Annotated in this window: 24 protein-coding genes and 1 riboswitch; of the genes, 10 read left to right on the forward strand and 14 right to left on the reverse strand. The window is 64.6% G+C overall.

Annotated elements, in window-relative coordinates:
• Nucleotides 1-295 precede the first annotated feature (295 nt).
• The 6 genes from LQK84_RS21490 to LQK84_RS21515 all read right to left on the reverse strand — a co-directional run bounded on the left by LQK84_RS21490 (nucleotide 296) and on the right by LQK84_RS21515 (nucleotide 5,777).
• Nucleotides 296-961 (reverse strand): hypothetical protein, encoded by a 666-nt coding sequence (locus tag LQK84_RS21490; RefSeq protein ID WP_230830834.1) that lies wholly within the window; start codon nucleotides 959-961, stop codon nucleotides 296-298.
• 309 nt (nucleotides 962-1,270) lie between these two features.
• Nucleotides 1,271-2,575, reverse strand: a complete 1,305-nt coding sequence (locus LQK84_RS21495; protein WP_230830835.1) for a DNA-packaging protein — start codon at nucleotides 2,573-2,575, stop codon at nucleotides 1,271-1,273.
• A 565-nt stretch (nucleotides 2,576-3,140) separates the two neighbouring features.
• Nucleotides 3,141-3,713, reverse strand: coding sequence for a hypothetical protein (locus LQK84_RS21500; RefSeq protein ID WP_230830836.1), 573 nt, complete (start codon nucleotides 3,711-3,713; stop codon nucleotides 3,141-3,143).
• 523 nt (nucleotides 3,714-4,236) lie between these two features.
• Nucleotides 4,237-4,599, reverse strand: a complete 363-nt coding sequence (locus LQK84_RS21505) for a carboxymuconolactone decarboxylase family protein (protein WP_230830837.1) — start codon at nucleotides 4,597-4,599, stop codon at nucleotides 4,237-4,239.
• 98 nt (nucleotides 4,600-4,697) lie between these two features.
• Nucleotides 4,698-5,312 (reverse strand): LysE family translocator, encoded by a 615-nt coding sequence (locus LQK84_RS21510; RefSeq protein ID WP_230830838.1) that lies wholly within the window; start codon nucleotides 5,310-5,312, stop codon nucleotides 4,698-4,700.
• Nucleotides 5,313-5,321: 9 nt separating this feature from the next.
• Nucleotides 5,322-5,777 carry a YcgN family cysteine cluster protein gene (locus LQK84_RS21515; protein ID WP_230830940.1) on the reverse strand — a complete coding sequence of 152 codons (456 nt, stop codon included), beginning with the start codon at nucleotides 5,775-5,777 and terminating at the stop codon, nucleotides 5,322-5,324.
• Between the two features lie 115 nt (nucleotides 5,778-5,892).
• Between LQK84_RS21515 and LQK84_RS21520 the strand changes: the two genes are divergently transcribed.
• From LQK84_RS21520 to LQK84_RS21530, 3 genes are all read left to right on the forward strand, one after another.
• Nucleotides 5,893-8,082: a transglycosylase domain-containing protein gene (locus tag LQK84_RS21520; RefSeq protein ID WP_230830839.1), complete on the forward strand. Its 2,190-nt coding sequence runs from the start codon at nucleotides 5,893-5,895 to the stop codon at nucleotides 8,080-8,082.
• Nucleotides 8,083-8,203: 121 nt separating this feature from the next.
• Nucleotides 8,204-8,791: a DUF1214 domain-containing protein gene (locus tag LQK84_RS21525; RefSeq protein WP_230830840.1), complete on the forward strand. Its 588-nt coding sequence runs from the start codon at nucleotides 8,204-8,206 to the stop codon at nucleotides 8,789-8,791.
• Nucleotides 8,784-9,323, forward strand: a complete 540-nt coding sequence (locus tag LQK84_RS21530; protein ID WP_230830841.1) for a DUF1254 domain-containing protein — start codon at nucleotides 8,784-8,786, stop codon at nucleotides 9,321-9,323. The genes LQK84_RS21525 and LQK84_RS21530 overlap by 8 nt, the downstream gene beginning before the upstream one ends.
• Before the next feature lie 246 nt (nucleotides 9,324-9,569).
• Here the strand turns inward: LQK84_RS21530 and LQK84_RS21535 are convergent, their stop codons facing one another.
• Nucleotides 9,570-9,740 carry a hypothetical protein gene (locus tag LQK84_RS21535; RefSeq protein WP_230830842.1) on the reverse strand — a complete coding sequence of 57 codons (171 nt, stop codon included), beginning with the start codon at nucleotides 9,738-9,740 and terminating at the stop codon, nucleotides 9,570-9,572.
• 540 nt (nucleotides 9,741-10,280) lie between these two features.
• Here LQK84_RS21535 and LQK84_RS21540 point away from each other — a divergent pair.
• Nucleotides 10,281-11,312 (forward strand): DUF2336 domain-containing protein, encoded by a 1,032-nt coding sequence (locus LQK84_RS21540; protein WP_230830843.1) that lies wholly within the window; start codon nucleotides 10,281-10,283, stop codon nucleotides 11,310-11,312.
• Between the two features lie 5 nt (nucleotides 11,313-11,317).
• Here the strand turns inward: LQK84_RS21540 and LQK84_RS21545 are convergent, their stop codons facing one another.
• Nucleotides 11,318-11,665 (reverse strand): DUF1491 family protein, encoded by a 348-nt coding sequence (locus tag LQK84_RS21545; RefSeq protein WP_230830844.1) that lies wholly within the window; start codon nucleotides 11,663-11,665, stop codon nucleotides 11,318-11,320.
• A gap of 144 nt (nucleotides 11,666-11,809) precedes the next feature.
• Here LQK84_RS21545 and LQK84_RS21550 point away from each other — a divergent pair, with 144 nt between their 5' ends.
• The 3 genes from LQK84_RS21550 to LQK84_RS21560 all read left to right on the forward strand — a co-directional run bounded on the left by LQK84_RS21550 (nucleotide 11,810) and on the right by LQK84_RS21560 (nucleotide 14,795).
• Nucleotides 11,810-12,196, forward strand: a complete 387-nt coding sequence (locus tag LQK84_RS21550) for a hypothetical protein (RefSeq protein ID WP_230830845.1) — start codon at nucleotides 11,810-11,812, stop codon at nucleotides 12,194-12,196.
• A gap of 164 nt (nucleotides 12,197-12,360) precedes the next feature.
• Complete coding sequence (locus LQK84_RS21555) at nucleotides 12,361-12,882, forward strand: YcnI family copper-binding membrane protein (protein WP_230830846.1); 522 nt, start codon at nucleotides 12,361-12,363, stop codon at nucleotides 12,880-12,882.
• Between the two features lie 188 nt (nucleotides 12,883-13,070).
• Complete coding sequence (locus tag LQK84_RS21560) at nucleotides 13,071-14,795, forward strand: copper resistance CopC/CopD family protein (protein WP_230830847.1); 1,725 nt, start codon at nucleotides 13,071-13,073, stop codon at nucleotides 14,793-14,795.
• 71 nt (nucleotides 14,796-14,866) lie between these two features.
• Here the strand turns inward: LQK84_RS21560 and LQK84_RS21565 are convergent, their stop codons facing one another.
• The 3 genes from LQK84_RS21565 to LQK84_RS21575 form a co-directional block, all read right to left on the reverse strand.
• Nucleotides 14,867-16,321: a methyl-accepting chemotaxis protein gene (locus LQK84_RS21565; RefSeq protein ID WP_230830848.1), complete on the reverse strand. Its 1,455-nt coding sequence runs from the start codon at nucleotides 16,319-16,321 to the stop codon at nucleotides 14,867-14,869.
• A gap of 161 nt (nucleotides 16,322-16,482) precedes the next feature.
• Complete coding sequence (locus tag LQK84_RS21570) at nucleotides 16,483-17,679, reverse strand: peptidoglycan-binding domain-containing protein (RefSeq protein WP_230830849.1); 1,197 nt, start codon at nucleotides 17,677-17,679, stop codon at nucleotides 16,483-16,485.
• Nucleotides 17,651-19,204, reverse strand: coding sequence for a sensor histidine kinase (locus LQK84_RS21575; RefSeq protein ID WP_230830850.1), 1,554 nt, complete (start codon nucleotides 19,202-19,204; stop codon nucleotides 17,651-17,653). The genes LQK84_RS21570 and LQK84_RS21575 overlap by 29 nt, the downstream gene beginning before the upstream one ends.
• Nucleotides 19,205-19,692: 488 nt before the next feature.
• On the opposite strand from LQK84_RS21575, the gene LQK84_RS21580 reads away from it, so the two are divergent.
• Together LQK84_RS21580 and LQK84_RS21585 are read left to right on the forward strand one after the other, a co-directional pair.
• Nucleotides 19,693-20,124 (forward strand): DUF5330 domain-containing protein, encoded by a 432-nt coding sequence (locus LQK84_RS21580; protein WP_230830851.1) that lies wholly within the window; start codon nucleotides 19,693-19,695, stop codon nucleotides 20,122-20,124.
• Between the two features lie 188 nt (nucleotides 20,125-20,312).
• On the forward strand, nucleotides 20,313-20,729 hold the full coding sequence (locus LQK84_RS21585; RefSeq protein ID WP_230830852.1) for a SufE family protein: 417 nt from the start codon (nucleotides 20,313-20,315) through the stop codon (nucleotides 20,727-20,729).
• A gap of 283 nt (nucleotides 20,730-21,012) precedes the next feature.
• Here the strand turns inward: LQK84_RS21585 and LQK84_RS21590 are convergent, their stop codons facing one another.
• The 3 genes from LQK84_RS21590 to LQK84_RS21600 all read right to left on the reverse strand — a co-directional run bounded on the left by LQK84_RS21590 (nucleotide 21,013) and on the right by LQK84_RS21600 (nucleotide 23,340).
• A complete protein-coding gene (locus LQK84_RS21590; protein ID WP_230830853.1) occupies nucleotides 21,013-22,044 on the reverse strand; it encodes a DUF6456 domain-containing protein in 1,032 nt (343 codons plus the stop codon).
• Nucleotides 22,037-22,462: a helix-turn-helix domain-containing protein gene (locus tag LQK84_RS21595; protein ID WP_230830854.1), complete on the reverse strand. Its 426-nt coding sequence runs from the start codon at nucleotides 22,460-22,462 to the stop codon at nucleotides 22,037-22,039. Before LQK84_RS21595 ends, LQK84_RS21590 begins: the two co-directional genes overlap by 8 nt.
• 224 nt (nucleotides 22,463-22,686) lie before the next feature.
• A complete protein-coding gene (locus tag LQK84_RS21600; RefSeq protein ID WP_230830855.1) occupies nucleotides 22,687-23,340 on the reverse strand; it encodes an energy-coupling factor ABC transporter permease in 654 nt (217 codons plus the stop codon).
• Between the two features lie 59 nt (nucleotides 23,341-23,399).
• A riboswitch (cobalamin riboswitch) is annotated at nucleotides 23,400-23,638 on the reverse strand.
• 228 nt (nucleotides 23,639-23,866) lie between these two features.
• Between LQK84_RS21600 and LQK84_RS21605 the strand changes: the two genes are divergently transcribed.
• On the forward strand, nucleotides 23,867-24,223 hold the full coding sequence (locus LQK84_RS21605; RefSeq protein ID WP_230830856.1) for a hypothetical protein: 357 nt from the start codon (nucleotides 23,867-23,869) through the stop codon (nucleotides 24,221-24,223).
• Nucleotides 24,224-24,329: the final 106 nt, after the last annotated feature.

Below are 24,329 nucleotides of genomic sequence, written 5' to 3' on the forward strand. Positions count from 1 at the left end.
ACCACCCAAAGCCGACAAAGAACAACCCAAAAGCCCGGAAAATCAACAACCGGGCTCGAAAAGCTGCGTCTTCAATCCTCAAAATCCCAACAAGTGCGAGTTATGCAATGGTCCCACAAGGGGGGAGACGGATGGGGCACGGGCTTCCTGCAAACAATTGCCATTCACATCTGCAGCCTCAGACTCTTTCGTCTTTAACGATCCACATCCTGAACAATGTGAAGAAGGGGCGAAGACTTTGCCTCTTGTCGTCTCCCCCCTTGTGGGGGAGATGGCCGGCAGGCCAGAGGGGGTGTTACTCCGCGCCGGCGCAAACCGACTGGGACAAAGTCCGCAACCCCTCCCAAAACACCCGCCCATAGCCCGCCACCAGATCCGCCTTGTCGCGGCCGTTGATGATGGCGCGGGCCTTGATCCAGTCTTCGCGGCCGGGGCGGAAATAGTCGGAGAGGCGGGCGCCGGAAAAGGTGCCGCTGACCATGCCGTTGATGAGAATGCGGGTGGAGATTGCGGGATCGAGCGCCTTGTCCGGCGCGCCCTCGATGCCGAAACAGCGATAGTTGCGGCGGCCGGTGATCTGCACGAGGCCACGCCCGCGAAAGCGCCAGCCGTCGCCGGAGGCCTCGTCGCCATTGCCCATGCGGCTGGCATAGACGCGATTGGCGATCCGCTCCGGCTGGCGGGCAAGGGCCTTGGCGTCCTCGGCGGAAAACCGGTTCGGAAAGGTCGCCAGCAACCCGCGCGCCGAATAGTTCAGGTTCTCCGTCACCGGCTGCATGCGCCCGCCCGTTTCATGCCAGGCGGTTGCCAGAATATAGGCCTGATGGCGCGGATCGAAGAGATCGCGCCGGGTGGCAAACGCGTCGAGAAGGCGCGCGAGGCCCTGCGTCTGGGCGGCAGAGAGCGCGCCACGTCCGAGTGTGCTGCGGACATGGGTGAAGAAGCCGGTGTGATCGGTCATGGAGAACTCTGCGTTGGGTCTGGATGGTTGGCTTGCCTCTGCAAAAGAGGTCGCCGGCCCTGAGAAGTGAAGCCGAACGATAGTGTACGGAGGGCATGCCCCCTCTCTTGCAAAATCTACGACTTAGGCTCCGCCTAAGACCGTGATTTTGCTTTCTCCCCCACCAGGGGGGAGATGGGGAGGATGTAGCCCCCCCGCACTCCAATCTCCCCCTGGGTAGGGGAGAAAGCGATTTCAACATCTTAGCGCCAGCTAAGTGTTAGAAATCGCAAGAGAGGGGGGTAGGCCAGCAATTATACGGCGGGGACCTCACACCCCCCGCACCCTCGGTTCCCCCTGCCCCTCCAGCATCAGCGCGGTCAGCGCCCAGACCAGCGCATCGAGCCGGTCGGGTGAGCGGCCGGAGGAGAGGCCGTCGGGGCCGAAGTCGCACATCTGGTCTTCGAGGCTGGCAAAGCGGCCGGCATGGGTCACGCGCCCCTGTTCGTAGAGTGCTGCCACCGGCTCGGCGCGGGCGACCTTGCCGCGCGCGGCGCGGACTGTGGTGATCGGCAGGTTCTCGTCGATGCCGCGGAGCGTCGAGACCACCATGTCGCCGCCCTGGTTGATTTCTGCGACGATGCGGTCGGCCTCGAAGCGGCGATAGGCGCGTGCCGCGGCCAGCGCCCAGCCGGCCGGCGTTGCGGCTTCCACCGAGCAATCGGCCAGAACCACCGCCCTGCCCTTGCCATCGATACCGGCCACCACGATGCCGCAGCAGCTTGTCGTGCCATGGCCGACGGGCGGATCGACGCCGACGACGATGCGGGTGAGCGGGCCGATCTCGGCCAGCGTTGCCACCGGGATCGCATCGCGCCGCCAGAAGGCGTCCTCGCGATCCTCGATCAGCTCGCCATCCAACTCCTGCCGGCCAAGCCGCGTGCCGCCATAGCGCGCCTCAAGCGCTGCCATGAAGCCCGGCGCGAGATTGCCGGCATTGGCGCTGGTGGCAATCCGCGTCAGCGCCGTGCCGGGGTCCGCCATCAGGCGTTTCAGGAGCGGCAGCGGGCGCGGCGTCGTGGTCACGAGCTGGCGCGGATCGTCGCCGAGCCTGAGGCCGAATTGCAGCATGTCGAAGGTTTCGCCGGCATGTTTCCACTTCGCCAGCTCATCGCACCAGGCAGCGTGAAATTGCGGGCCGCGCAGGCTTTCCGGGTCTTCGGACGAGAAGAGATAGGCGGTCGAGCCATTCGGCCAGACGAGCCTTCGGCGCGAGATTTCGAAGACCGGGCGCTCGCGGCCGGCAATGCGCATGATACCCGATTGCCCGTCGATCATCACTTCGCGGGCGTCGGCAAAGGTCTCCGCCACCAGCGCGATGCGCAGGCCCGCCGCCTTGCGCGCCAGCCCATGCACCCATTCCGCACCCGCCCGCGTCTTGCCGGAACCGCGACCGCCAATCAGCAGCCACGTGCGCCAGAGACCCCGCGGCGGCAGCTGTTCGGGGCGGGACAGGATGCGCCAGTCGCGGGCGGCGGCGAGCAGTTCGGCATCGGTGAGGAGATGCGGGCCGATGCGCCAGCGGGGGGTGATGGGTGGAGCGGTTGGGGCACCCCCCTCTGGCCTGCCGGCCATCTCCCCCGCATGGGGGGAGATTGACTCGTGGCGGCCGCCCGGCTCAGCCGAAACGTCCTCAGTCCGCGGCTCGGCAAGGTGAACCGGCTCAGCCGAACCGGCGGTGACGATTGAACCAGACGTACCAACCAGCTCGTCCCGACCGTCGGGTTGAACGGGTGCCAGATCAGGCTCGGCGGGTGCGTCTTGCCAATCTCCCCCCTTGCGGGGGAGATGCCTGGCAGGGCAGAGGGGGGTATCGGCGGCCTCTACGTCCGAGGCAAGTCCCCCTCTGGCCTGCCGGCCATCTCCCCCACAAGGGGGGAGACGACCCGTGGCAACCACCTGCCCCATCACATCGCAGACGGATGCGGCACCCACCTCGACCAAATCGCGAGCCTCAGACGGCGCGCCACGGTCTCCCTCCCCCTTGTGGGGAGGGTGGGGTGGGGTCTTCTTGCCAGCGTCCATGACAGCCGCGAGATCCCAACCACCCACAAACGTCTTCCGCGTCATCACGATCCTGTCGATCTCGTCGGCGAAGGCCTGTTCAAGCCGGAAAAGCTGTCTCAGACAGACGATGATTTCATCCCGGCGCGTCGTCGGGAGGAGGCTCTTCCGGAACAGGTCCGCCTGCGAGACGATCGCGGGCCAGGGCGTCGGCGCGATCCGCGATATGGCGGTTGAGGCTTTCGCAGAGGTCCGAGAGCGTTGCATCATCGACATGCCGCGCCCGCTCCGCCTCGCCTGCATCGTCGATCTTCCTCTGCAATTCATCCGTCTTGTCGAGCGTGCGCACGATCAGCGAAATGGCGTCTGTCGCCGCCTTCAGGTCGGCGCGGGCAAGCTTCTGGTCGCCATCGGGATCGTCGAGAAGACGGGCCGCCTCGCGGCGCAGGCGCTGGAAGAGCAGAAGCTGTTCCTTCAGCTCGCCCGTCGCCTCGTTGAGCAGCGACCGCAGATCGGCCCCCGCGGCCAGCGCGTCTGCCGACTTGATCTCCAATGCCAGTTCATGAGCCAGCTCTCGCGCCAGATGCCGCGCCCGCCTCTCCCGTGCGGGATCGGGTGCAGGGCTGAGCGCAGGCGGCGCGCTGCCACCGCAATAGCCGTCATCGCCCCAGGCGCCGTAAAGGCCGGGGTCAAGGTCTTCGAATGTCATGATGGTCTCCAGCCGAAACGAGCCGAAAGAAAGAGCCAGGAGCCGTGCAGCGCGACCGCCCCTCGCAAAGCGCGAAGGCGAATTGCCGCGCGCCCGCGTCTCCCCGTGGTGAGACGGGGCAACGCAGTGAGGCGATGAGGGGGCTCGCGTGTGGAGGGCATGACCCCCTCATCCGGCCCTTCGGGCCACCTTTTCCCCAGGGGGAGAAGAGGGAGAAAACCGCTCCGCAAACCGAAAACGCCGACGGGCGGCGCGATCAAGGAATAAATTCCTTATTCGATCTGCGACCGCCCGTCATCTCTTGCGCGTTAAACCCGAATGACCCACGCTGCAGCTTCCATCAGGAAGCCAACGATTCTAGGCCCGGGACGGGGAAACGGGGTTCCCCTGTAGCGCAGCCACAAATCTGTGACTGTGCCTAATTTGTACCAAACGACCGTATCGCCGTCAAGGCTTATTTTCCTATCTTCGTCGATTCAGGCTAACCCGTTTCATCGAAAAGGGAATTTTTCGCCACGCCCGCTCAGGCCACCGTCCGGCCTTCCGCCGCCGAGAACTGCTCGAACGCCGCAACCGCGTCGGCCGCATACATGAGCGACGGGCCACCGCCGAGATAGATGGTCATGCCGAGCACTTCGTTGAATTCTTCAAACGTGCAGCCGAGCTTCACCAGCGCCTCGACATGATAGCCGATGCAGCCGTCGCAGCGGGTGGCGATGGCAATCGCCACCGCGATCATTTCCTTGGTTTTCGCCGACAGCGCGCCGTCCTTGCTGGCCTCGCGCGCCAGCTGCGAAAAGCCGGCCATCGTGTCGGGGATCGCCTTGCGGATCTTGCGGGAATTGGCGGAAATGTCCTTGATGAGCTCGGGATAGTTCTTGGTCATGGTGTGTCTCCTGTGAGGCAATACATATAATAACTTATATGTATATCAGCAAGAGGGCTCACGCCTTGCTTTGCATCAAATCCCCGATGGAAAATGCATTAGCGCGCGGTCGAGAATGCGAACCAGATGGCGACCAGCGCGAGCACGGCGGCCAGCGCGCGGCGAACGATGCGCTCGATCTTCGGCCGGGTCAGCACCGGCCGCAGCGCGCCGGCGGCAATCACGAGGCCCGCATGCACGGCGGTGGCGATCGCCACATAGATTGCGGTCAGCGAGAGCGTTTCCTGGAAGAGGCTGCCGGCGGGATTGACGAAGGTCGGCAGGACCGAGACGTAGAAGATGAAAGCCTTGGGATTCAGCAGGTTGGACATGAGGCCGCGCAGGAAATAGTTGCGACCCTCGCCCGCCTCCTCGCCACCCGTTCCGCGCCAGGCGTCGAAGGCAAGCCAGAGCAGAAAGGCGATACCGGCCCAGCGTAGCGCCTCGTAGGCCATGGTCGACGAGCGGACGATTTCCGCAACGCCGACGGCCGAAATGGCGCCGACGATGGCAAGCCCCAGCGCCACGCCGCCGACCGCCGGGAAGGCCTTGCGGCGCCCCTCCTCTGCCGCCACCAGAACAAGCCAGGTCATGTTCGGTCCGGGCGTCAGTTCAATCAGCAGGCTCGCCAACGCAAAAGCGGCAGCCGATTGGGGAAGCAGGCCATCCAGCATGCGCCGCCCTCATTCCGGCCGGTTGATCGGCCAGTCGACGAGGTAGTCCTCGTAATCGTCGATATCGATGCCGTCTTCGCTGATCGTCTGGCCGCGCACGGAAATGCCGGCCTCGTGCACGGTTTCCGGGTTGCCGGAGACGAGCGGGTGCCACCATTTCAGCTCTTCCCCGTCGCGCACGAGGCGATAGGCGCAGGTGGGCGGCAGCCAGGAGATCTCGTTGACCGACTGCGGCGTCAGGCGAATGCAGTCGGGCACGGTCTTCTGGCGATTTTCGTAATCCTTGCAACGACATGTGTCGCCGTCGAGCAGCGTGCAGTGGATCGAGGTCCAGGCGATCTCGCCCGTATCCCAGTCCTCCAGCTTGTTGAGACAACAGAGCCCACAGCCGTCGCACAGGCTCTCCCATTCGGTGTCCGACATTTCGAGAAGCGTCTTCTGTTTCCAGAACGGGGTCGCGGTCATCATATCGCCTGCATTCTTTTCTTGTGATTTTCGTTCAAATCAACCAAATCTGGCTCTATACGAGAGGTGTCCCGTTTTCGGACACAGATCCCTGCAGAGCCAAAGCGCCAGCGCCATGACTGATCCGGAAGACCCTTCAAAGAACGAAAAGCCGCGCATCCGCAAGCGGTTTTTCTTTCTCCAGCTCGACGCGGCGCTCGATTCGGCGCTGTGGACGCTGGGCGACCGGCTGGCGTCCACCTGGCAGTCGATCACCATCTTCTTCCAGCGTTTCCGCGCGCGGGGCCTGTGGAAGGCGCTGTTCGAGGTCGCCGGCGAGGCGATGACGCTCGGCACTGCCGGCTTCGTGCTGCTTCTGGCGCTGGCCCAGCCGGCCTTTCAGGAAACCAAGGACGACTGGCGCAAGCGCGGCGACTATGCCGTGACCTTCCTCGACCGCTACGGCAACCAGATCGGCCATCGCGGCATCATCCACGAGAAATCCGTCCCCGTCGACGACCTGCCGGATTATTTCGTCAAGGCGCTGCTTTCGACGGAAGACCGCCGCTTCTTCGACCATTTCGGCATCGACCTGATCGGCCTTTTCCGTGCGATTTCGACCAATGCGCGCGCCGGCGGCGTGGTTCAGGGCGGCTCGACGCTGACCCAGCAGCTGGCAAAAAATCTGTTCCTGTCGAGCGAGCGGTCCATCGAGCGCAAGATCAAGGAAGCCTTCCTGGCGCTCTGGCTCGAATCGCATCTGTCGAAGAAGGAAATTCTCCGGCTTTATCTCGATCGCACCTATATGGGCGCCGGGACGTTCGGCGCGGAGGCTGCGGCGCAATATTATTTCGGCAAGGACATTACCGATGTCAGCCTCGCCGAAGCTGCGATGATGGCCGGCCTCTTCAAGGCGCCGACCAAGTATTCGCCGACCGTCAACCTGCCGGCGGCGCGTGCGCGTGCCAATGACGTTTTGACCAATCTCGTGCAATCCGGCTTCATGACCGAAGGTCAGGTCGTGGCGGCGCGGCGCAATCCGGCGAGCGTCGTCGACCGCGCCGGCTCACAATCGCCCGACTATTTCCTCGACTGGGCCTTTGACGAAGCCAAGCGGCTGGCCGGTCCGAAATCCTCGCACACGCTTTTCGTCAAGACGACCTTCGATCCGCAGCTGCAGCAGGCGGCCGACGAATCCATGCAGTCGACGCTCAGGCAATATGGCGAGAGCGCCCATATCGGCCAGGGCGCGCTGGTGCTCATTGAAAATGGTGGTGCGGTGCGCGCCATGGTCGGCGGGCGCGACTATGGCGAAAGCCAGTTCAACCGCGCGACACGGGCGCTGCGCCAGCCGGGCTCGTCCTTCAAGGTCTACACCTACGCGCTGGCCATGGAGAACGGTTTCACGCCGGAATCGATGATCACCGATGCGCCGATCTCCTGGGGCAACTGGACGCCGCAGAACTATGAGCGCTCCTATGAGGGCCGCGTGTCGCTGATGACGGGGCTGGCAAAATCGATCAACACCATTCCGGTGCGCCTTGCGAAAGAACATTTCGGTATCCCGCCGATCATCAAGATGGCGCATGACATGGGCGTCGAGACGCCGATCAAGAACGACGTGACGATCCCCATCGGCACGTCGGAAGTGACCATCATGGACCAGGCGACCGCCTATGGCGTCTTCATGTCCGGCGGCATGCAGACGCGCCGCCATGGTGTCACCCAGATCACCGACGACACCGGCAAGATCATCTACGATTTCAACCGCGACGAGCCGCCGGCCAAGCGTGTTCTTTCGGAACAGGCCGCGACCTCGATGAACCGGATTCTCGTGACCATTCCGGTCAACGGCACGGCGCGGCGCGCGGCGCTCGACAATGCCATTCCGACCGCCGGCAAGACGGGCACGACACAGTCCTATCGCGACGCCTGGTTCGTCGGCTTCACCGGCAATTTCACCTGCGCGGTGTGGCTGGGCAATGACGACTTCTCGCCGACCAACCGCATCACCGGCGGTTCGCTGCCGGCGGCGACCTTCAAGAAGCTGATGGATTATGCGCATGAGGGGATACCGCTCAGGCCCATCCCCGGCATCGACAATCCGACACCCGCCATCATCGCCAGCAACGTCTCCAACCAGACGACCGGCGAAAAGAAGCCGGGAAGCGAGGAGACGCGTCTTTCGATCGAGCGCCCGCGCATGCTAAGCCCGGCATCGACCAAGCTCATCGAGACGATCGGCAAGGCGCTTTCGGATGCCGCCCCGCTGTCAGGCGCGAGCGCGGACGGTGTCACGGTTCCGGTGCAGGTTGGCAGCAAGTAGGACGACGGATGAGATACACTGGACGACAATCCGACCCTGAGCCCGCGGCGCCACCCTCGCCAAATCCAGAATGAAACCCTACGACGCCAAAAGATAGAACGAGAAAGAAGCAAGCCAGTTCATGTTCCGGGTTCCCTTTCTCGTCGCCGTTGCTCTGATGATTGCCTTCGGCGTCGGTATCCTCATTACCAAGAGCGCGATCAGCCGCTCGTCCGGCTTCAGCGCGCTGACGCTCGGTTCCTGGCAGGCCTATCCGAAGGCGCAGACTTCCGAGGCCGACCCTTACGCCCGCAACCATCGCGCCAAGGCCTCGGGGCTTCTCCTCGGCAGTGCCGAAGGCCTTGTCTTCTATGCCGACAATGACGATGCCGGCGAGGCGCTGACCGGCGGCTGCACCTATCGGCTCTCCGGCAAGGTGCCGCAGGCGCGTTTCTGGACGCTGACCGTCACCGATCCGGCGAACAACCCGCTCACCAGCCGGCCAGGCCTCCCCTCCGCGCTCAATGCGCAGTCCGTGCTTTACGGCAATGACGGCACGCTGACCGTCTCGGTGTCGCAGAACCCGCAGCCGGGCAACTGGCTGTCGGTGCCTCCGATCGGTCATTATCGCCTCGCCTTCACGCTGTTCGACACGCCGGTCGCCGGCAGTTCGGGCCTCATCGACCAGTCGATGCCGTTGATCGTCCGGGAGGGCTGTGGCGATGCGTAGCCTCTTCTATGCCGTCGGCGTCGGCCTGCTCGGCGCACTGGTGCTCCACATCACGGTCATTCTGGCGACCCCGGTCTACACGGGCGCCGACATCTATGCGCGCGTGCTCGATCTCGGTGCCGATGGCGAATTCCGGCCGCTGCCGGACAAGCCAATTGACGGGGGGCTGGCGGTCAGCGGGCCGTTCCTGAAGGAAAGCGTCTGCGCCTTCTCCGTCGATGACGGGCCGGTCAACTTGACGGCGGAAGGCAGCGTCCCCTTCTGGTCGGCGGCCATCTATGACAGCCGCTCCAACGAGATCTTCAGCATGAGCGACCGCACCGCCGTGCGCGGCTCGCTCGACATCATCGCGGGAACGGAAGCGCAGATCACCGCGCTGAAGAACAGCGGCGTCAACGCCACCGAAAACCACATCCTCGTCACCATGCCGTCCAACGACGCCTACGTGGTCCTGCGCGCCGTCATGCCGGAGACAAGCATGGCCGCAACGACGCAGGCGTTTCTGGACAGCGCCAACTGCGACGGGTTGTGACGTGGTGGGGGAATACCCCCTCTCTTGCAAAATCTACGACTTGGGCTGCGCCCAAGACCGTGATTTTGCTTTCTCCCCCACCGAGGGGGAGACTGGAGTGTGCGGGCGCGTCGCTCTCCCCATCTCCCCACTGGTGGGGGAGAAAGCGATTTCAACATCTTAGCTTTAGCTAAGTGTTAGAAATCGCAAGAGAGGGGGTGGCCGCCAAGACCAACGCACATCCTCGCCTGAAAGAGGCTCTCGCCTTCAATGCCTCACCGGCTCGCCGCGTTCGTCCAGCTCGACCCGCTCGGGGATCTGGCCGAAACGCTCGTAGCGGATGCCGGTGAAGAGCAGGATCTGCGCGTCCTTTGCGCCCGGCTCAATGCGACGCGGTGTGCGCGGCATGCGCTCACTGATACTGATTACCTGTGCCATTCTCGTCTCCTGAAACCTTGAGACGGATGAACGAAGAACAAATTTCACCCTGTCCGCCTGTCGTTCGCGGACCAGCGCAATTTCCGGATGGCGACGTTTCACGCATCGGCCCGAAAATCGAAATCGATCTTCGGAAAGCACGATGCGTAGATTGAAAATCCCGAAGCGTCCCTTGTGCGTCCGGATGGACGCAACTCGCTCCAGAACCCCTGGCCGCCGGCCCGGGACATCTGCGCTTTCTCATCACCTGTATGCGGCCGTTTGAAGGGCCACCTGCCAAACGATGCTTTCCGCGGAGCTTGAACGCTCCACGACGACTGCGGTTCCCCCCGCATCCCGTGTGATCATCAAGCCACAGCGATAGTTAATGGGTTGTAAACGGTTTTCCCTTAATTTGAGTGAATAGGGGACAGGCAGCACTGCGGCGCATTTCAGCCGGCCGGTCCGCTGTTGTATTGCGTAGCGTCAGGTGTGCCCGTGTTGGACAGGTTCAGAGAGTTGGAGAAGCCGCACTCTATCCGCAAGCGAGATGTGGTCTTGATGGCAACCGTCACCAGTTTCGAGGCGTTGAGCACTCCCACACGGATGGAGCTGAAGCAGTTTGCCGAACTGTTCCGCCCGCTTTACGAACATTCCACGCCGGAAGCCCGCCGCCAGGCCGTGGCCGCCCTTTCCAGGCTCGAGACGCTGCCCCAGGCCGTCTGCTTCTTCGTCGGCTCCGAGCCGATCGGCACTGCCGCGATCTTCCTGTCGCAATCGCCCGCCATTTCCGACGCAACGCTGATCGACATTGCCCGCAGCCAGGGCGAGCCGCATGCCCGCGCGATCGCCACGCGTTCCAATCTCTCGCCCATCGTTGTCGACGCGCTTGCAGCGCTCCATGACGGCAGCAGCTATCGCCGCAACGCCAAGCCTGCCACCGAAACCGTCCACCTGACCGAGGCGGAAGCCGCGCCCGCGATTGCGACAGCGTCGGCGCAGGAAGAAATCCAGTCAGCGCACGCCGAGCCGAGCCATGCCCAGGCCGTTCCGGAGCTTGCCCGGCTTGCCCGCGAAGAAGCGTTGCGCAACGAATTGCGCCAGCTGGTCGCCGCCAAGGCCCCGGAAGACGTCCGCCCGGCCGTCATGCTGCGCGCCGCCGACGAGATGAGCCAGGCGCTGCTCGTCCGCTTCGCCCGCGCCCGCCAGATGCCGCTCTTCGCACGGGTGATGACCGACGTTCTCGACGCTTCCGCAGCACTTTCGGAGCGCATCCTGCTCGACGTCTCCGGCCAGCAGCTTGCCTCGACGCTGATTGCGCTCGGTCTCCGCCCCGCCGATACCCGCCAGATCCTCACCGGCATCTATCCGCATCTGGCGCAGATCGTCGATGGCCGCAACCGCGCCTTCCAGCTGGTCCGCAGCCTCGATCCGGCCGAATGCGTCGCCCGCGTCATCGCCTGGCGCCGCGCCGATATCTACACGCGCACCGGGCTTTACGAAGATGTGGAGGCGGATGTCGCCGCGCAGGCGGTCGCTGCTGCGGGCAATAACAACGACGCTGCCGTCGAAAAGCGGTCGGCGCGGAGCTAGATCGCCTACCCCTCTTCTGCCATGTCCAGATAATCGGCGATCGGCTTGTCGGTCTCGATCTCGACCACCCAGAGATCCGGATCGAAGCGGATTTCGCGCGCCAGCGCCTCGCGCACCGCATCCTCCTCGGCCAGAACCAGCCGCGTCTCGAACTTGCGCCCGCGCGCCTCGCCCTCGCCAAAGGCCGATTGCGGGGCCGGTGCATAGAGCGACACCGTTCCATCGCGAAAGCGCTGCGTGACGAAGAGCGCGCCGGCCTGTTCCTCGCCCTTGCGCTCCACTGCCGCAAAGCCGCCTTCCGAAAAGATGCGGCGGACCAGGGCCGAGGCGAAGATTTCGGTTTTCAGGCGCATGGGCGGGGTTCCATCGGGTTTTCGCACTGATGGCGGAGAACGGTGGGTAACGCAAGTGCGACAACTGGTCCGTATTCGCCACAATTGACGCCGGCCGCGCGCCGGGATAGCGGTTCAACAAAGGGACACTTCGGGACAGTTTTCATGCCGCAACGGCTGAACATCTTCATGCGCGTGATGCTCATCGTCGCTCTGACGATGATCGGCTTCGCGCACAAGCCCGTTGAAGCCGCCGCCCTTCCCGCCTCCGTGCAATATGCCGCCTATACGCTGCCGGACGGCACGCTGCCGGTGCTCTGCGTCACCGTCACGGGCGACGAGGACATGTCGGGTTCGGCCAAGGGCGCGATGCACAGCTATGGCTGCGATGCCTGCCGGCTGGCGGCCTCGATCCTGGTGCCGGAGCCGCCGGTTCTGCAGGGCAGCGCCATCGAATTCCCGCGCAAGCGCTGTGCGCATTGCCGCGATATCCCCAAGCCCGACGTCGCCGAGACATCGCGGGCGCTTCCGCGGGCGCCGCCCGCCGCCTGAGAGCGGGCCTGCAGGGCCGGCGGGGCAATTGCGCCTTTCGCTCCGGACTTGCGGTACATCAAGCAGCACAAGATTTCCCAACCTACAGTGACGGCCAGATGCCGAGAGCGACGCGTGAGATCGCGCGCGGGCCTGCCGTCATTCGAACCGAACAAGGAACACCCATGTCCCATATTCTGAAGACATCGCTTGCGCTGGCGCTCGCCTCCGTGATCGCCGGACCGGCCTTTGCGCATGTCACGCTGGAAAGCCGAGAAGCCGCCGTCGGCAGCGGCTACAAGGCCGTCCTGCGCGTGCCGCATGGCTGCAAGGGCCAGGCAACCACCTCCATCCGCGTGCAGATCCCGGAAGGCGTCGTCAATGCCAAGCCGATGCCGAAGGCCGGCTGGACGCTCAACAAGGTGAAGGGCAAATATGCCAATACCTACAAGCCCTACGGCCATGAAGTCTCCGAAGGCGTGAAGGAAATCGAGTGGAAGGGCGGAAACCTGCCGGATGACGAATACGAGGAATTCGTGGTATCGACCTATCTCGACGCCAGCCTGAAAGCCGGCACGACGCTCTATTTCCCCGTCGTCCAGTCCTGCGTCGATGGTTCGTCGACACGCTGGATCGAAATCCCCGTCGAAGGCAAGGCTGAACCGGAAGCACCGGCTCCGGGGCTCAAGCTCATCGAGAAGAAGTAAGTATGGCACGGCCCCTTCATCCTTCGCGTCCGCCCAGGCGGCGATTTCTCGTCGGCAGCAGCCTCCCCTTCCCCCCCGCCGGGGAGGCATGTTGGGCTGTGCGTGGCGATGAAGGGGTGGCCTGCTCCGGTGGTGGCCCCGAAAGCCGCCGCCGGCAGCCACCGTCTCCCCCACAACGGGGGAGACGGATGTGGCAACCCGGTCGCTCTGTCTCCGCGTCACACAAGGGGGCGCAGCTTTTCGATCTCTGCCTCACACATATTGGCGTGCTCAGCCGGCGCGGGTTGGCCGTGGCGGCGGCGTTTCTTGCCCTGCTCTTTCTGCCGACGCTGGCGCTCGCCCATTCCCAGCTCATTTCCTCCAATCCCCGCGACGGCGCGGTCGTGGCCGCAGCACCCGAAGCCTTTACCCTGACATTCAATGAGCCCGTGTCGCCGATTGCCATCAAGCTGGCGCGGCCGGACGGGTCGGTCATGCTGATCGAGACCGTGAAGGTGGCGGGCGAGACGGTGGTTCTGACGCCGCCGGCCGGCCTTGCCAACGGCAGCTATGCGCTGAGCTATCGCGTCATTTCCGAAGACGGGCATCCGGTCGGCGGAACAATCGTGTTTTCGATCGGCGCGCCGAGTGCGGGTGCTTCGCGCGTCATGGACGATGCCACGCCGCAGGCAAGCCGGCTGATGATCCTGGCGCAGCGCGTGGCGCTCTATCTCGGGCTTTTCCTCGGCGTTGGCGGCGCCTTCGCGGTGAACTGGATTGGCGCCGGGCAGCGCGAAGGGGTGGCCGCGGTCCGGGTGTTTCTCGGGCTCGGGCTTGTCGCATCCGTTCTCGGCATCGGGCTGCAGGGGCTCGACATGCTCGCCGTTTCCCCCGCCGCCCTGCTGAGCTCCGCGCCCTGGCGGGAGGGGTTGAAGGCAACCTATGCGGTGACGCTGGGGCTCGCGGCACTGGCGATGTTCACCGCACTTCTTGCCCTGTCGACCCGCGGCGGGCTTGCCAGGGCGCTGGCGCTTCCGGCGCTTCTCCTTGTCGGCCTGTCGGTTGCAGCCAGCGGCCATGCCAGCGCTGCGGACCCGCAATGGCTGATGCGGCCGGCGGTGTTTGCCCATGCGGTCTCAGTGGCGATCTGGATCGGCGCGCTGCTGCCGCTCGGCCGGGCCTTGCGGCGCGGCGGCGTGGAGAGTGCCGCCATGCTGGCGCGGTTTTCGCGGGCCATCCTGCCGGTGATCGCGCTGCTGATTGCCTCCGGCGTGGTGCTGGCAGTTGTGCAGGTGCGCAAGGTCGAGGCGCTCTGGACGACCGACTACGGCATCGTGTTTGCCGCCAAGCTCGTCATGCTGGTGGGGCTCTTTGCAGCGGGTGCGGTCAACCGCGCATTCCTGACCGCGCCGGCGCTCAGCGGACTGGAGGGGCGCCTGACCTCAGACCCGCTGACGGCGGAGGATGCCGCGGTCTCCCTGCCCAGAAAGGCAAAGGCGCTCCGGGTCTCGATTGTGCTGGAAGTCCTGCTTGTGCTGGCCATTCTCGTGACGGTGGCCAACTGGCGGTTCACCGCGCCGCCGCGCGCGCTGCAGCTCGCCGCGCGTCAGGCCGTCGCTGTCGAGGTCATGTCGGACAAGGCGATGGCGAACGTGACCATCTTCCCGGCCACGACCGGCCCGGTAATGGTGACCGTCGCGCCGATGGCGCATGGGACGGGCGAACTGACGGTGAAGGAACTTTCCGTCATCATGTCCAACCCCGCCGCCGGCATCGAGCCGATCCGGCGCAAGGCGGAACTGGATGACGATGGCGACTATGTCGTCGAGGGCGTGCGGCTGCCGGTGCCGGGCCGCTGGCATATCCGCATCGAAATCCTGATCTCGGATTTCGAGATGACCACGCCGGAAGGCGAGGTGCAAATCAGGCAGTGACCGGGCGGCCTGCGGCGGCGAGCAGGAAGCGGCGCGCCCCGGAGGGCTTCATCCGGCGGAATATCTCAAGGCTACACCTTCGCCGCCAGCCGCACACCGCCCCAGTGTCGTCCATTCACCACGATCGGGGCGGAGATGTCCTTCATGATGATGAAGGTGCCGGCGCCCATGTCGCGGCGGTAGGTCTGGACCAGGAAGGGCTGCGTGTTGCGGCCGGCGCCCAGGCCCGTGCGGTCGTTGAAGATGCGGCGGTTGCGGCTGTTGGCGGTGTTCCATTCCACGTCGCCCGGACGCTGCGCCTGAGAGAACTTCCGGTTATGCGTCGGCAGATAGCCGTTTTCGTCGACGCAGGCGCAGAAGGCGAGCGACGGGTCGGCCTCGATCACGCTTTCCTGGATCGGAGTGAGAACCCGGTCGGCGAAATCGAGATAGCGGGTGGAGAACTGTTTCGGGTTCGTGCCGGGGATTTCCCGGTAGCTGCGGTCGAAGAGGTCGGACATGGAAACGCGGCCGGAAGCGATGCCCTCTTCGAAGGCGGCGGAAATGGCGGCAGCCACGTCCTGCACCTTGACGATCAGGCGATGATCGGGCGTTTCGATGCCGGCGGTGGCTGCGACCTGGATGATGCGCTCGGACATGTCGACGAGACTGTCGACGCGCTCGGCCGCCCCCTGCAGGTGCTTGTTGGAGGAGAGCATCTCGTCGAGCGCGGACTCGAGCTGGCTGACGAAGCCCGTGCAGCGCGTCTCGACGCCGGCGGTCGTGCTGGAAAGCTGCTGCGAATTGTCGAGGATGCGGGTGAAGACCTCTTCCATCAGGCGGAAGGAGGCATCCATGGCGCTGGTGATTTCCTTGATGTCGCCGGCCGAGCGGGCAGCGCCCTCGCCGGCCTCGCCGAGCCGCAGGATGCGGTTGCGGATGTCGGACAGGGTCTTCTGGATGGTCGCCGTCACCGTCGAGGTCTGCAGCGACAGCGAGCGGATTTCGGCGGCGACCACGGCAAAGCCCTTGCCGGCCTCGCCGGCACGCGCGGCCTCGATGGCGGCGTTGAGCGCCAGAAGGTTGGTCTGGCGGGCAATCGAGCCGATCTCGCCGGCAAACTTGTCGACATCGTTGAGCGAGACGGCAAACTGCGAAATTTCGCCGGTGATCTCGGCGCTGACATCCACCATGGCGTCGATGCCGGTGGAGGAGCGCTTCAGGTCCTCGGCAGAGCGCTGCAGGGCATCGCGGGCGCGCCCGGCCATCTGGTCGGTACCGCGCAGCGCCTCGGCGATGCTGCGGTTTGCGTCGGCGATCTCATGCGCGGTGCCGGTCAGCTGGCGGAAGACCTGCGTGTGTTTCGACGAGGAGGCCGCCACCGTCTGGATGGCACCCGCGATATCCACGAGATCGATGCCAAGCCGCGACGCATCCTGCGACAGCCGGACGATCACCTCGCGCAGCACCTCCGGCGCCGGCGGCGCCTTGCGCGCAGGCTCGTCTTCGATCATGTCTTCCGACACCCGATAGGCCGCCGTATTCATTTCACCCCCCTATGGTTGATCAACAAAGGGTGAATGAACGAAGTTAAGAATTCTCTAAATCGACCGCCTATAGAAAGGGACCCAGACTTAAGTCTACGGTTTGCCACCCCGCCCTTGACGGACGGCAAGTCCGGGTGGGGCGGGTCAGACCTCGCGACGGCTCAGAGTGCGCCGATCTTCTTCAGCTTTTCCAGCACCGCCTCGTCCGGCTCGCCGGTGACGGGGAGACGATAGTGTTTCTGGAAGTGGCGGATCGCTTCCTTGGTCTGTTCGCCGGGCACGCCGTCGACGGTGACGTCGCGATAGGCGAGGTTCGACAGGCCCTTCTGGATGGCCATCGTCAGGTTGGATGGCGTGGCGGCCGAGGTCGATTTTCCGGGCACCTCGGCCTTTGCCGGGATGGCGGCGGGGCGCTGGTTCGTCGCCACGATCTTCTGGGCCGGCAGCTTGTCGCGCGCAGCCTTTTCAGCCGGCTTGTGGGCGGGCTTCTGCGCCGGCTTCTCTGCGGATTTCTGGGCACCCTTGGCAGCCGGCGTCTTTGCCGCGGCATTGGGGATGGGGGCCGGCGGAACGGGCGGAGCCGCGGCCGGACGGGAGACCTTCGCAGTCTCGGTCTGGGCCTTGGCGGGCTGGGCGGCGGGGGCCTGCGGGCGCGGCGCCTTGGAAATCAGGGCGGCGACCGGATCGGCAGCCTTCTGCGCCGGCTTTTCGACCGGCTTCTGCGGGGCCCTGGCGACGATCGCGCCGGTCACGTCGGCGGGGCGATCCGGCGGCACGACGTTGAATTCGGCATTGTCCTTCTTCAGGAGATCGAGCACGGCGGGATCTGCCGCCCCCGTCTGCGGCAGGCCGCGGGTTTCCTGATAGAACATGATGGCGGCTTCGGTCTTCGAGCCCATCATGCCATCGACCGGACCTTCATAAAGACCGCGGCGGAGGAGATTGGCCTGAATGTCGGCGACGAGCGGATTGGCGGCGGGGGCCGGCTCGTCCTGCACGACGACGCCGTCGACCGGCTTCGGCTGAGCAGCGGTCGAGCCAGCCTGCGCCCCTGCCTGAGCACTGGCATCGCGCTCGATGCGGAAGGTCGTGGCCGTGTCGCCGCCCGGATGCATGGCCTTGGAGGCGTAGTCGCGGAAGGCATCGCGGGTGTCGAGCCAGGGATGCGGATGCGAGCTCGGCTGATACCAGAGCGCATTGGCGGCAACGAACGAGAAGACGATGGCAAAGGCCGTCGTCCCGCCGGTCGCAACCGGATTGCGCATGGCGGCTTGACCGATCATCGCCGCGCCGCCCGCAATCATCCGCGAGACGCGCCCGGCCTGCCTCTTAGGCGGTCTGCGCTTTCGCGTGGTCATGGGCATTTTCCTTCTTGTCATTCATGCTTTTCGCTGCGGCCGGAAGGCGCGGCGGAAATTCGGTTCTGGTGTCGAGCGGCACGATCTGGCCGGTTTCGCCGGAGACGGGATCGGCCACGGCCTCGGGGCCATCGACCGGGAAGGTGACGGAGACGACGGTCCCCTCGCCCAGCCGGCTTTCGATCGAGACGCGGCCGCCATGCAGTTCGACCAGGCCCTTGACGAGCGAGAGGCCAAGGCCGGTGCCTTCATACTTGCGCGCATAATCGCTCTGCACCTGCATGAAGGGGCGGCCGAGCAGCGCGATCTTGTCTTCCGGAATGCCGATACCGGTGTCGCTGACGGTGAAGACGAGGTCATGGCCGCGACGCTCCGCATCGAGCGAGACGACGCCGCCGGCATCGGTGAATTTCAGCGCATTGCCGACGAGGTTGATCAGCACCTGCTGCACGGCGCGGCGGTCGGCGACGAGATCGCCGGTGTCGCGGGCAACGCGGGTGGTCAGCGTCACGCCCTTGTTCTTCGCCTGCAGCGACAGCATGGCCTCGCAGGCCGACACGGCGGCGGAGGCAGCAAAGTCCTCGCAGGTGAGCTCATAGCGGCCCGCCTCGATCTTGCTCATGTCGAGCATGGTGTTGACCACGGCGAGCAGATGGTTGCCCGACTGGTTGATGAGGGCGACATATTCGCGCTGGCGGTCATTTTCGAGCTTGCCGAAATATTCGCCGGCGAGAATGTCGGAAAAGCCGAGAATGGCGTTGAGCGGCGTGCGCAGCTCGTGGCTGACGGCGGCGAGGAAGCGCGTCTTCGCCTCGTTGGCGGAATTTGCCTCGGCAGCCTGTGCGGAAAGCGCGCGGCTCGCCGCCTCGTCTTCCGCCGTGTCGAGCATCTGGCTCAAGAAGCCGGCAAATTCGCCGTTTGCACTTTCAATCGCGCTCAGCATCAGGCGGCGGTGAACGAACTGGCTGCGGGCGTCTTCATCGGCGCCGCGTGTTTCGAAGCGCAGGTTGATCGTCGTGCCCCTGCCGCCCTGGCGCATGGCATCGACGGCCTGCAGGAAGACGATGCGGTCGGAGACATGGATCTGGTCGAGGAAGCCCTTGGCGTCGAGCGCGCGCAGTTCGCGCATCAGCACGTCGCGGTCGCGCCCACGCGCGCGGATGACAAGGCCACGCTCATTATGAATGGTGACGAGACCGGGCAGAAGATCGAGCAGCGGGTCCTGCGCATGGCGGGCAACGGCATCCTCGACGGCAACGTCGGTGACGGCGGCGGGTTTGCGCGAATCATTCGACAGCCAGCCGGCGGCGGCGAGCGCCAGAGCGGCCATGCCGCCGACACCGGCGGGAAGCGCAACGGCGGGGCTGGTGACGAGGCAAAGGGCGGCAGGCGCCACCATCATGCCATAGAGGCCGAAAGCGGCAATGCGCTCGAGCCGGCGGGCGGCGGCTGGATCTTCCAGCGCAAGGCCCGGCGCCCATGCACCCGCCAGCTGCTGGGGCAGCGACGCTATCTTACCGGCCATGTTACGCAGAACTCGCAACGCGATTTACCCTGTGACTCATATTCTTATATGGGACGACATTGGCGCACCCGGCTTAAGGAAAGTCTAAAAACGGAAGCCCAAGCCTTGCGATTTTCTGTCGCAATCCCGTTTTGGAACGATTTCCGAGGGGCTTTGGATATCGTGGTTAACGCCACGTAAGCGCCTGAAAAGGCTCGATTTGCCGCAAGCGTTAACATTTGGCCGGGTGGCCCTTGCCGCAAAGCCCTGTATCTCCTGGACTTGCGCTGCAGCAGGATTAACGAAGATCGCTCAAATGCGGCTCAAATGCTCCAAAAGACAAAATCGATAAAATTTGAGACAAATTTGCCTCGAAAGCGCGCATTTTTTGAAAAGCGGCTTTTGCAACTTCAGGCCTAATGTCTTCTCAAGCCGGACGGAAAGCGAACCGGCGGACCACAACCGGCGAAAAGACCGGGACCGAAGCAAAGAGACAGGAACCTGAAACCATGGGCATGCTGATCAAAGGAACCTTCTGGTTTTGCGCCGTGCTCGTCGTGCTGCCCTTCTTCGACGGGGAAGCCCAGAAGAAGCTGGAAGGCGCACCGCAGATCGAGGCCGCAGACGCCGTGACCGCCGCCACCGGCGCACTCTCCTATATCGGCGAGATGTGCGCCAAGCGCCCGGATGTCTGCGTCAAGGGAGCCGAAACCGTTTCGGCGCTGGGCAACCGCGCCAAGGAAGGCGCGCTCGTCGCCTACAAGCTTCTCGACAAGAATTTCTCGGACAAGCCGCCCGCCGGCTCTGCCGACAACAACACCGCCGCCCCGAACGTGGCGGAAGCCACCAAGTCCATTCCCGCCGCCGCCGAGCAGCCGATGCCCGACGCCGTCGTCACCGGAACCGTCATCCCCGTGCCCTCGGCCCGCCCGAAGCACTAAAGTCCGCAAGACCGAAATACCACCTGCCTGAACATCTGACTTTCTGATCCTGCCTGAACTTGCGATTTTCGCGAACGCCGCAAACCTCGTGTTTGCGGCGTTTTCTTTTTCTGCAGCCCCGAATGGTTCCCTTCCCGCGCATTTCCGCCTATATGCGGGCCAACACAGATCAGGACGGTTCAGGACATATGGCGAGCATCGAGCAGATCATCGAGGACTTTTCCTTTCTCGACGAATGGGAAGACCGCTATCGCTACGTGATTGAACTCGGCAAAGCGCTGCCCGACCTGCCGGAGAGCGAAAAGACGGCGGAAAACAAGGTGCAGGGGTGCGCCAGCCAGGTCTGGCTCGTCAGCCACAGGGGCGAAGGCCCCGACCCGGTCATGACCTTCGAGGGCGACAGCGACGCCCACATCGTGCGCGGCCTCGTCGCCATCGTGCTCTCCATCTATTCCGGCCGCAAAGCCTCCGACATCGCCGCCACCGACGCCATCGACACATTCAACACGATCGGCCTGGTGGAACACCTGTCGTCGCAGCGGGCCAATGGGCTGAGATCGATGATCAAGCGGATCCGGGCCGAGGCGGTGGTGGCTGCGGGGTGATGGGCTTTTCGGCTCGGTGAAACGGCGGCGGATTTGAGACGGCGTTTGCCCAGCCGTTGGTGGATTTGAAAAGGCCCCTCCCCACCCTCCCCACAAGGGGGAGGGAGACGATACCGCACGGGTTTCCCGCCTCAAGATCGCCAGCCATTAGAAGCAATGATCATATTGATAAGACGAGATGACAACGTTGCGGCTGACCGCAACGGCGCCACGAGTCGTCTCCCCCCTTGTGGGGGAGATGGCCGGCAGGCCAGAGGGGGTCTTCTCTCTCCTCTATCCCCCCTCACATCTCCGGCCTGAACCCCTCCTCGCCCCAATGCCTTGTCTCCCGCCTTGCCGGCGGCGTGTAGTGCCTGTGGAGCGCCAGAAGTGCTGTTTTCAGCATCAGCTTGGCGGAGCGTGGGGGCCATTGGCGTTCGCGTTCGACGGTTTCGAGGCCCTTCATGAAGCAGCAGATGTCGAGTGCCACGCCGGAGAGTTCGGGGCCGAGGGCTGCGAGCGCGCGGTTGACGCGGAGGCGTGCGGCGATGGCGGTGTCGGAGAGATCGGCGATGCCGCCGCGGGCGCCCTTGATGCTGGCGCCGAGGCGCGGCTCGAAGCGCATGGTGATCTGCGGCTGGAGCAGTCCGCGGGTGAAATCGGCGTGCAGGCGCTCGCCGGCGGCCATCGCCTCGCGGGGGAAATAGGTCTCACCGGCCCTGCCCTTCAGCCGTTCCAGCGCCGAGAGCGGCGATTCGGACTGGTTGCGGGTGACGCGGGCGGTCTCGCCATCGACGCTGAGCATGGTTTCCTCAAGATCGCGATGCGGGCGGGCGAAATCGGGTTCCGCCGTGGCGTGGCGGGCGATGAAGCCTGCCGCCTCCGGCAGCGGGCGGATGCGCGCGCCCTCGCGGGCGATCAGGCCCTCGCGGGCGGCCAGAACCAGAATGCGGGTTTCGACGCGCAGCCGGGCCGTGGGCGTGGCGAGCTCGACCACGGCTCCCGAAGCGGTGCCGGCCGAGCCGCTGCCTTGCGGGCCGGCATTCTGCGGGCAGATTTGCGCGCCGGCGGGCGACAGGGATTTGAGGAAGCGCAGCAGCAGGGACCTGAGGCGGTCGGCCTCCTGGTTCGGGCGGGGTGCGGGCTTGCCTCCTCTGCCGGGGACCGACTTGCCGGGGCTGGCTTTTGTGCTGACGGAAGCCGCATGGCCGGGGGCGGCCTGGACGCTGGCGGCGGGTTTCCTGGTGCCGGAGCTCTGGGGCGGCGCTGCGGGGCCCGGCTTTCCCGTGGTGTCGGCTGTCGTGCCGGGCCTCTTGCCGGTCGTTTCCTCAGTCATGGGCCACCTCGCTGAAATGGCCGAAGGCGAGAACCACGATGCGTTCAATGGCCGAGACGAATTCGTCGAAGTCGCGGTCGTCGCGGCGGTCCTCGACCACGGCGCAGGCATGGGCGACCGTCGAGCGGTCGCGGCCGAAGCCCTCGCCGATCGTCGTCATGCGCATCTGCAGCGCGACATGGCAGACATACATGGCGATCTGGCGGATGTGGCAGGCGAGCCGGCGGCGCTCGCGGCGCATGCCGATCCGGTCGCCGGAAACGAAGAGAAATTCCGCCGTCATCAGCCGGACGGACTGGCAGATGACGCGCTCGGGCCGCGTTTCCCGCAGCGCCGAAAGGGGCGGACGTCGGTCCCTGGCGCGGTCCGATCCACGTCCGGAGCGCACTTCACGCTCCTGGTCTTTGCTGGCAATCATGAAAACCTCCTATGTAATAGGAATTTATTCATACACCCTAGAGGCATTTCGTGGATGTTTGGAAGCGCCTCACGACAATCTATGATTGTTTTTTCTTAAGTTTTCGGAAAATTCCGCCCCAATTTTGGGATTTTTTTCCTCGTTTATCAAAACCGTGCATGCAAAAAGGCGGGCCCCGAGGGACCCGCCTTTCATGTCTTGATGATGGATGTTGCCGGAGCCGGTCAGGCGAAGGTCAGGCGACCGATTTCGGTGAAGCGCGAGAGCGCACCGGAATTGCGCCAGGTCTCCATCACCGTCACCGTCGTGAAGGTGATCAGCGCCTCGATACCGAAGACCGGCATGTAGGCGAGCGCCCAGCGGCCCCAGTCGGCCAGGGCGAAGCCGTCATTGGAGATCATCAGCCAGAAGCCGACCATGGCGGAGACACCGGCATAATAGACCGCATCGATGCGCAGCACGCGGGCGAAGCTGAAGCGCTCGGCCGCATGCGCCGCAAAGAGCCGCTTGCCGAAGGTTTCATGCACGGCGATGAGCGGCAGCATCAGCGACAGCGAGTTGACGCCGAGATGGACGAGATCCTGCGGCTCGAAGAAGAAGCCCTGCAGGAAAAGGCCAAGCGCGAAGCCCACCATCGACGGCGCAAAGCCGAAGAGGAGATAGACGGTTGTTGCGCCGATGAGGTGCAGTTCCGACGGGCCGACCGGCAGGTGCCAGGCCTGCATGAGGACCGAGAAGACGACGGCCGCAAGGCCTGCCTTGACGATGTTGAGCGGCGCGCGGACGAGCGCCGGGATCTGTGTGGCGACAACGGCGAGTGCTGCGGCATTGGCTGCCGTCACGCGCAGGGGATCAATGAGTCCGGGTTCGATATGCATGTTCGTCTCCTTTTTAAGCGCCCACCGCGCAAAAGGTGTTTGTTTGAACCGCAACCTTGCGGCTGCGGCGGTCCATGGCAGGTCTCCTGGCTCGCGGGTCTTTGCCTTGTCCTTCGCCTTATCGGTCTCATTTCCGGCCTGTCGTGTTGACGCGACATGCCGCAAGACCAATGGCATCCGAAGGAGGCTCTCCGCTTACAGTTGCGGGGGCAGCCACGGTTTCGGGTCCTGATGGATACGCCTCACCGTGTTCCCTTTTAATCCTCGCGCCTGAGGCACGATGGAACCACTGAAGGTAGAGCTAGCCGGTTCGGCGCGCGGCGGCAAGTGTCAAGATCAACCGACTTGCGCTAGCGCAAAGTGTCAGGCGCGCAGCCTGTGTATGGAGGAGCATCAGAGGCGGGGACCACCCGCTTCACCGACCAGAATGCCGCATTGACGTTTCAGGCCGCCCGGCCTATCCGTGATGAAGGACGAGGGAAATTTTGAACTGATGCAGCCGAAACGGGCGACATGGATGGGTATCGTGACGCGCTTCTTTTGCGCGATCGCTCTCCTGTCGCTGGCGCTCTCGGCCCCGGCAGAGGCGAATTCCCGGGCGCTGTCGACTGAGGAAGTCGCGGCCTACATGCTGCCGGACGGCTCGCTGCCGTCGCTCTGCGTCACCATTCCCGATGGCTCCGGCCAGGGCAAGATCGTCAAGCTCGGGGCTGATTCGCTGGGGCTGCATCATCACCATGTGATACTTCCGGTGCCTGCAGAGGCCGCCGGCGCACGGCTGGTGATCGTTTCCGGCACGCTTCTGCCCGCCGGACCCGACGCGCTTCACCATCGTCTCTATCCGCCCGGCGCCGGCCCGCGCGCGCCACCCGCATCCGCCTGACAGACCGAACCGGCGTCGCGACTTCGCGTCCGGCGTCTTCTGTCACGCGCGGACCCATGCCCTGCCCGTTTGAGGCCGGGCTGGTCCGCCGAGCAAGCGGATATCT

The sequence above is a fragment of the Rhizobium sp. C4 genome (genome assembly GCF_021026315.1).
Classification (GTDB): domain Bacteria; phylum Pseudomonadota; class Alphaproteobacteria; order Rhizobiales; family Rhizobiaceae; genus Ensifer_A.

What these genes read in the sequence shown, in the direction of transcription:
- LQK84_RS21600 (WP_230830855.1), bottom strand. Translation starts at nt 23,340, where the DNA reads ATGCATATCGAACCCGGACTCATTGATCCCCTGCGCGTGACGGCAGCC.
- LQK84_RS21560 (WP_230830847.1), top strand. Translation starts at nt 13,071, where the DNA reads ATGTGGCAACCCGGTCGCTCTGTCTCCGCGTCACACAAGGGGGCGCAG.
- LQK84_RS21585 (WP_230830852.1), top strand. Translation starts at nt 20,313, where the DNA reads ATGGCGAGCATCGAGCAGATCATCGAGGACTTTTCCTTTCTCGACGAA.
- LQK84_RS21550 (WP_230830845.1), top strand. Translation starts at nt 11,810, where the DNA reads ATGCCGCAACGGCTGAACATCTTCATGCGCGTGATGCTCATCGTCGCT.
- LQK84_RS21535 (WP_230830842.1), bottom strand. Translation starts at nt 9,740, where the DNA reads ATGGCACAGGTAATCAGTATCAGTGAGCGCATGCCGCGCACACCGCGT.
- LQK84_RS21510 (WP_230830838.1), bottom strand. Translation starts at nt 5,312, where the DNA reads ATGCTGGATGGCCTGCTTCCCCAATCGGCTGCCGCTTTTGCGTTGGCG.
- LQK84_RS21540 (WP_230830843.1), top strand. Translation starts at nt 10,281, where the DNA reads ATGGCAACCGTCACCAGTTTCGAGGCGTTGAGCACTCCCACACGGATG.
- LQK84_RS21515 (WP_230830940.1), bottom strand. Translation starts at nt 5,777, where the DNA reads ATGACCGCGACCCCGTTCTGGAAACAGAAGACGCTTCTCGAAATGTCG.
- LQK84_RS21595 (WP_230830854.1), bottom strand. Translation starts at nt 22,462, where the DNA reads ATGATTGCCAGCAAAGACCAGGAGCGTGAAGTGCGCTCCGGACGTGGA.
- LQK84_RS21580 (WP_230830851.1), top strand. Translation starts at nt 19,693, where the DNA reads ATGGGCATGCTGATCAAAGGAACCTTCTGGTTTTGCGCCGTGCTCGTC.
- LQK84_RS21590 (WP_230830853.1), bottom strand. Translation starts at nt 22,044, where the DNA reads ATGACTGAGGAAACGACCGGCAAGAGGCCCGGCACGACAGCCGACACC.
- LQK84_RS21520 (WP_230830839.1), top strand. Translation starts at nt 5,893, where the DNA reads ATGACTGATCCGGAAGACCCTTCAAAGAACGAAAAGCCGCGCATCCGC.
- LQK84_RS21545 (WP_230830844.1), bottom strand. Translation starts at nt 11,665, where the DNA reads ATGCGCCTGAAAACCGAAATCTTCGCCTCGGCCCTGGTCCGCCGCATC.
- LQK84_RS21525 (WP_230830840.1), top strand. Translation starts at nt 8,204, where the DNA reads ATGTTCCGGGTTCCCTTTCTCGTCGCCGTTGCTCTGATGATTGCCTTC.
- LQK84_RS21575 (WP_230830850.1), bottom strand. Translation starts at nt 19,204, where the DNA reads ATGGCCGGTAAGATAGCGTCGCTGCCCCAGCAGCTGGCGGGTGCATGG.
- LQK84_RS21530 (WP_230830841.1), top strand. Translation starts at nt 8,784, where the DNA reads ATGCGTAGCCTCTTCTATGCCGTCGGCGTCGGCCTGCTCGGCGCACTG.
- LQK84_RS21500 (WP_230830836.1), bottom strand. Translation starts at nt 3,713, where the DNA reads ATGACATTCGAAGACCTTGACCCCGGCCTTTACGGCGCCTGGGGCGAT.
- LQK84_RS21555 (WP_230830846.1), top strand. Translation starts at nt 12,361, where the DNA reads ATGTCCCATATTCTGAAGACATCGCTTGCGCTGGCGCTCGCCTCCGTG.
- LQK84_RS21505 (WP_230830837.1), bottom strand. Translation starts at nt 4,599, where the DNA reads ATGACCAAGAACTATCCCGAGCTCATCAAGGACATTTCCGCCAATTCC.
- LQK84_RS21565 (WP_230830848.1), bottom strand. Translation starts at nt 16,321, where the DNA reads ATGAATACGGCGGCCTATCGGGTGTCGGAAGACATGATCGAAGACGAG.
- LQK84_RS21495 (WP_230830835.1), bottom strand. Translation starts at nt 2,575, where the DNA reads ATGGCCGGCAGGCCAGAGGGGGGTGCCCCAACCGCTCCACCCATCACC.
- LQK84_RS21570 (WP_230830849.1), bottom strand. Translation starts at nt 17,679, where the DNA reads ATGACCACGCGAAAGCGCAGACCGCCTAAGAGGCAGGCCGGGCGCGTC.
- LQK84_RS21490 (WP_230830834.1), bottom strand. Translation starts at nt 961, where the DNA reads ATGACCGATCACACCGGCTTCTTCACCCATGTCCGCAGCACACTCGGA.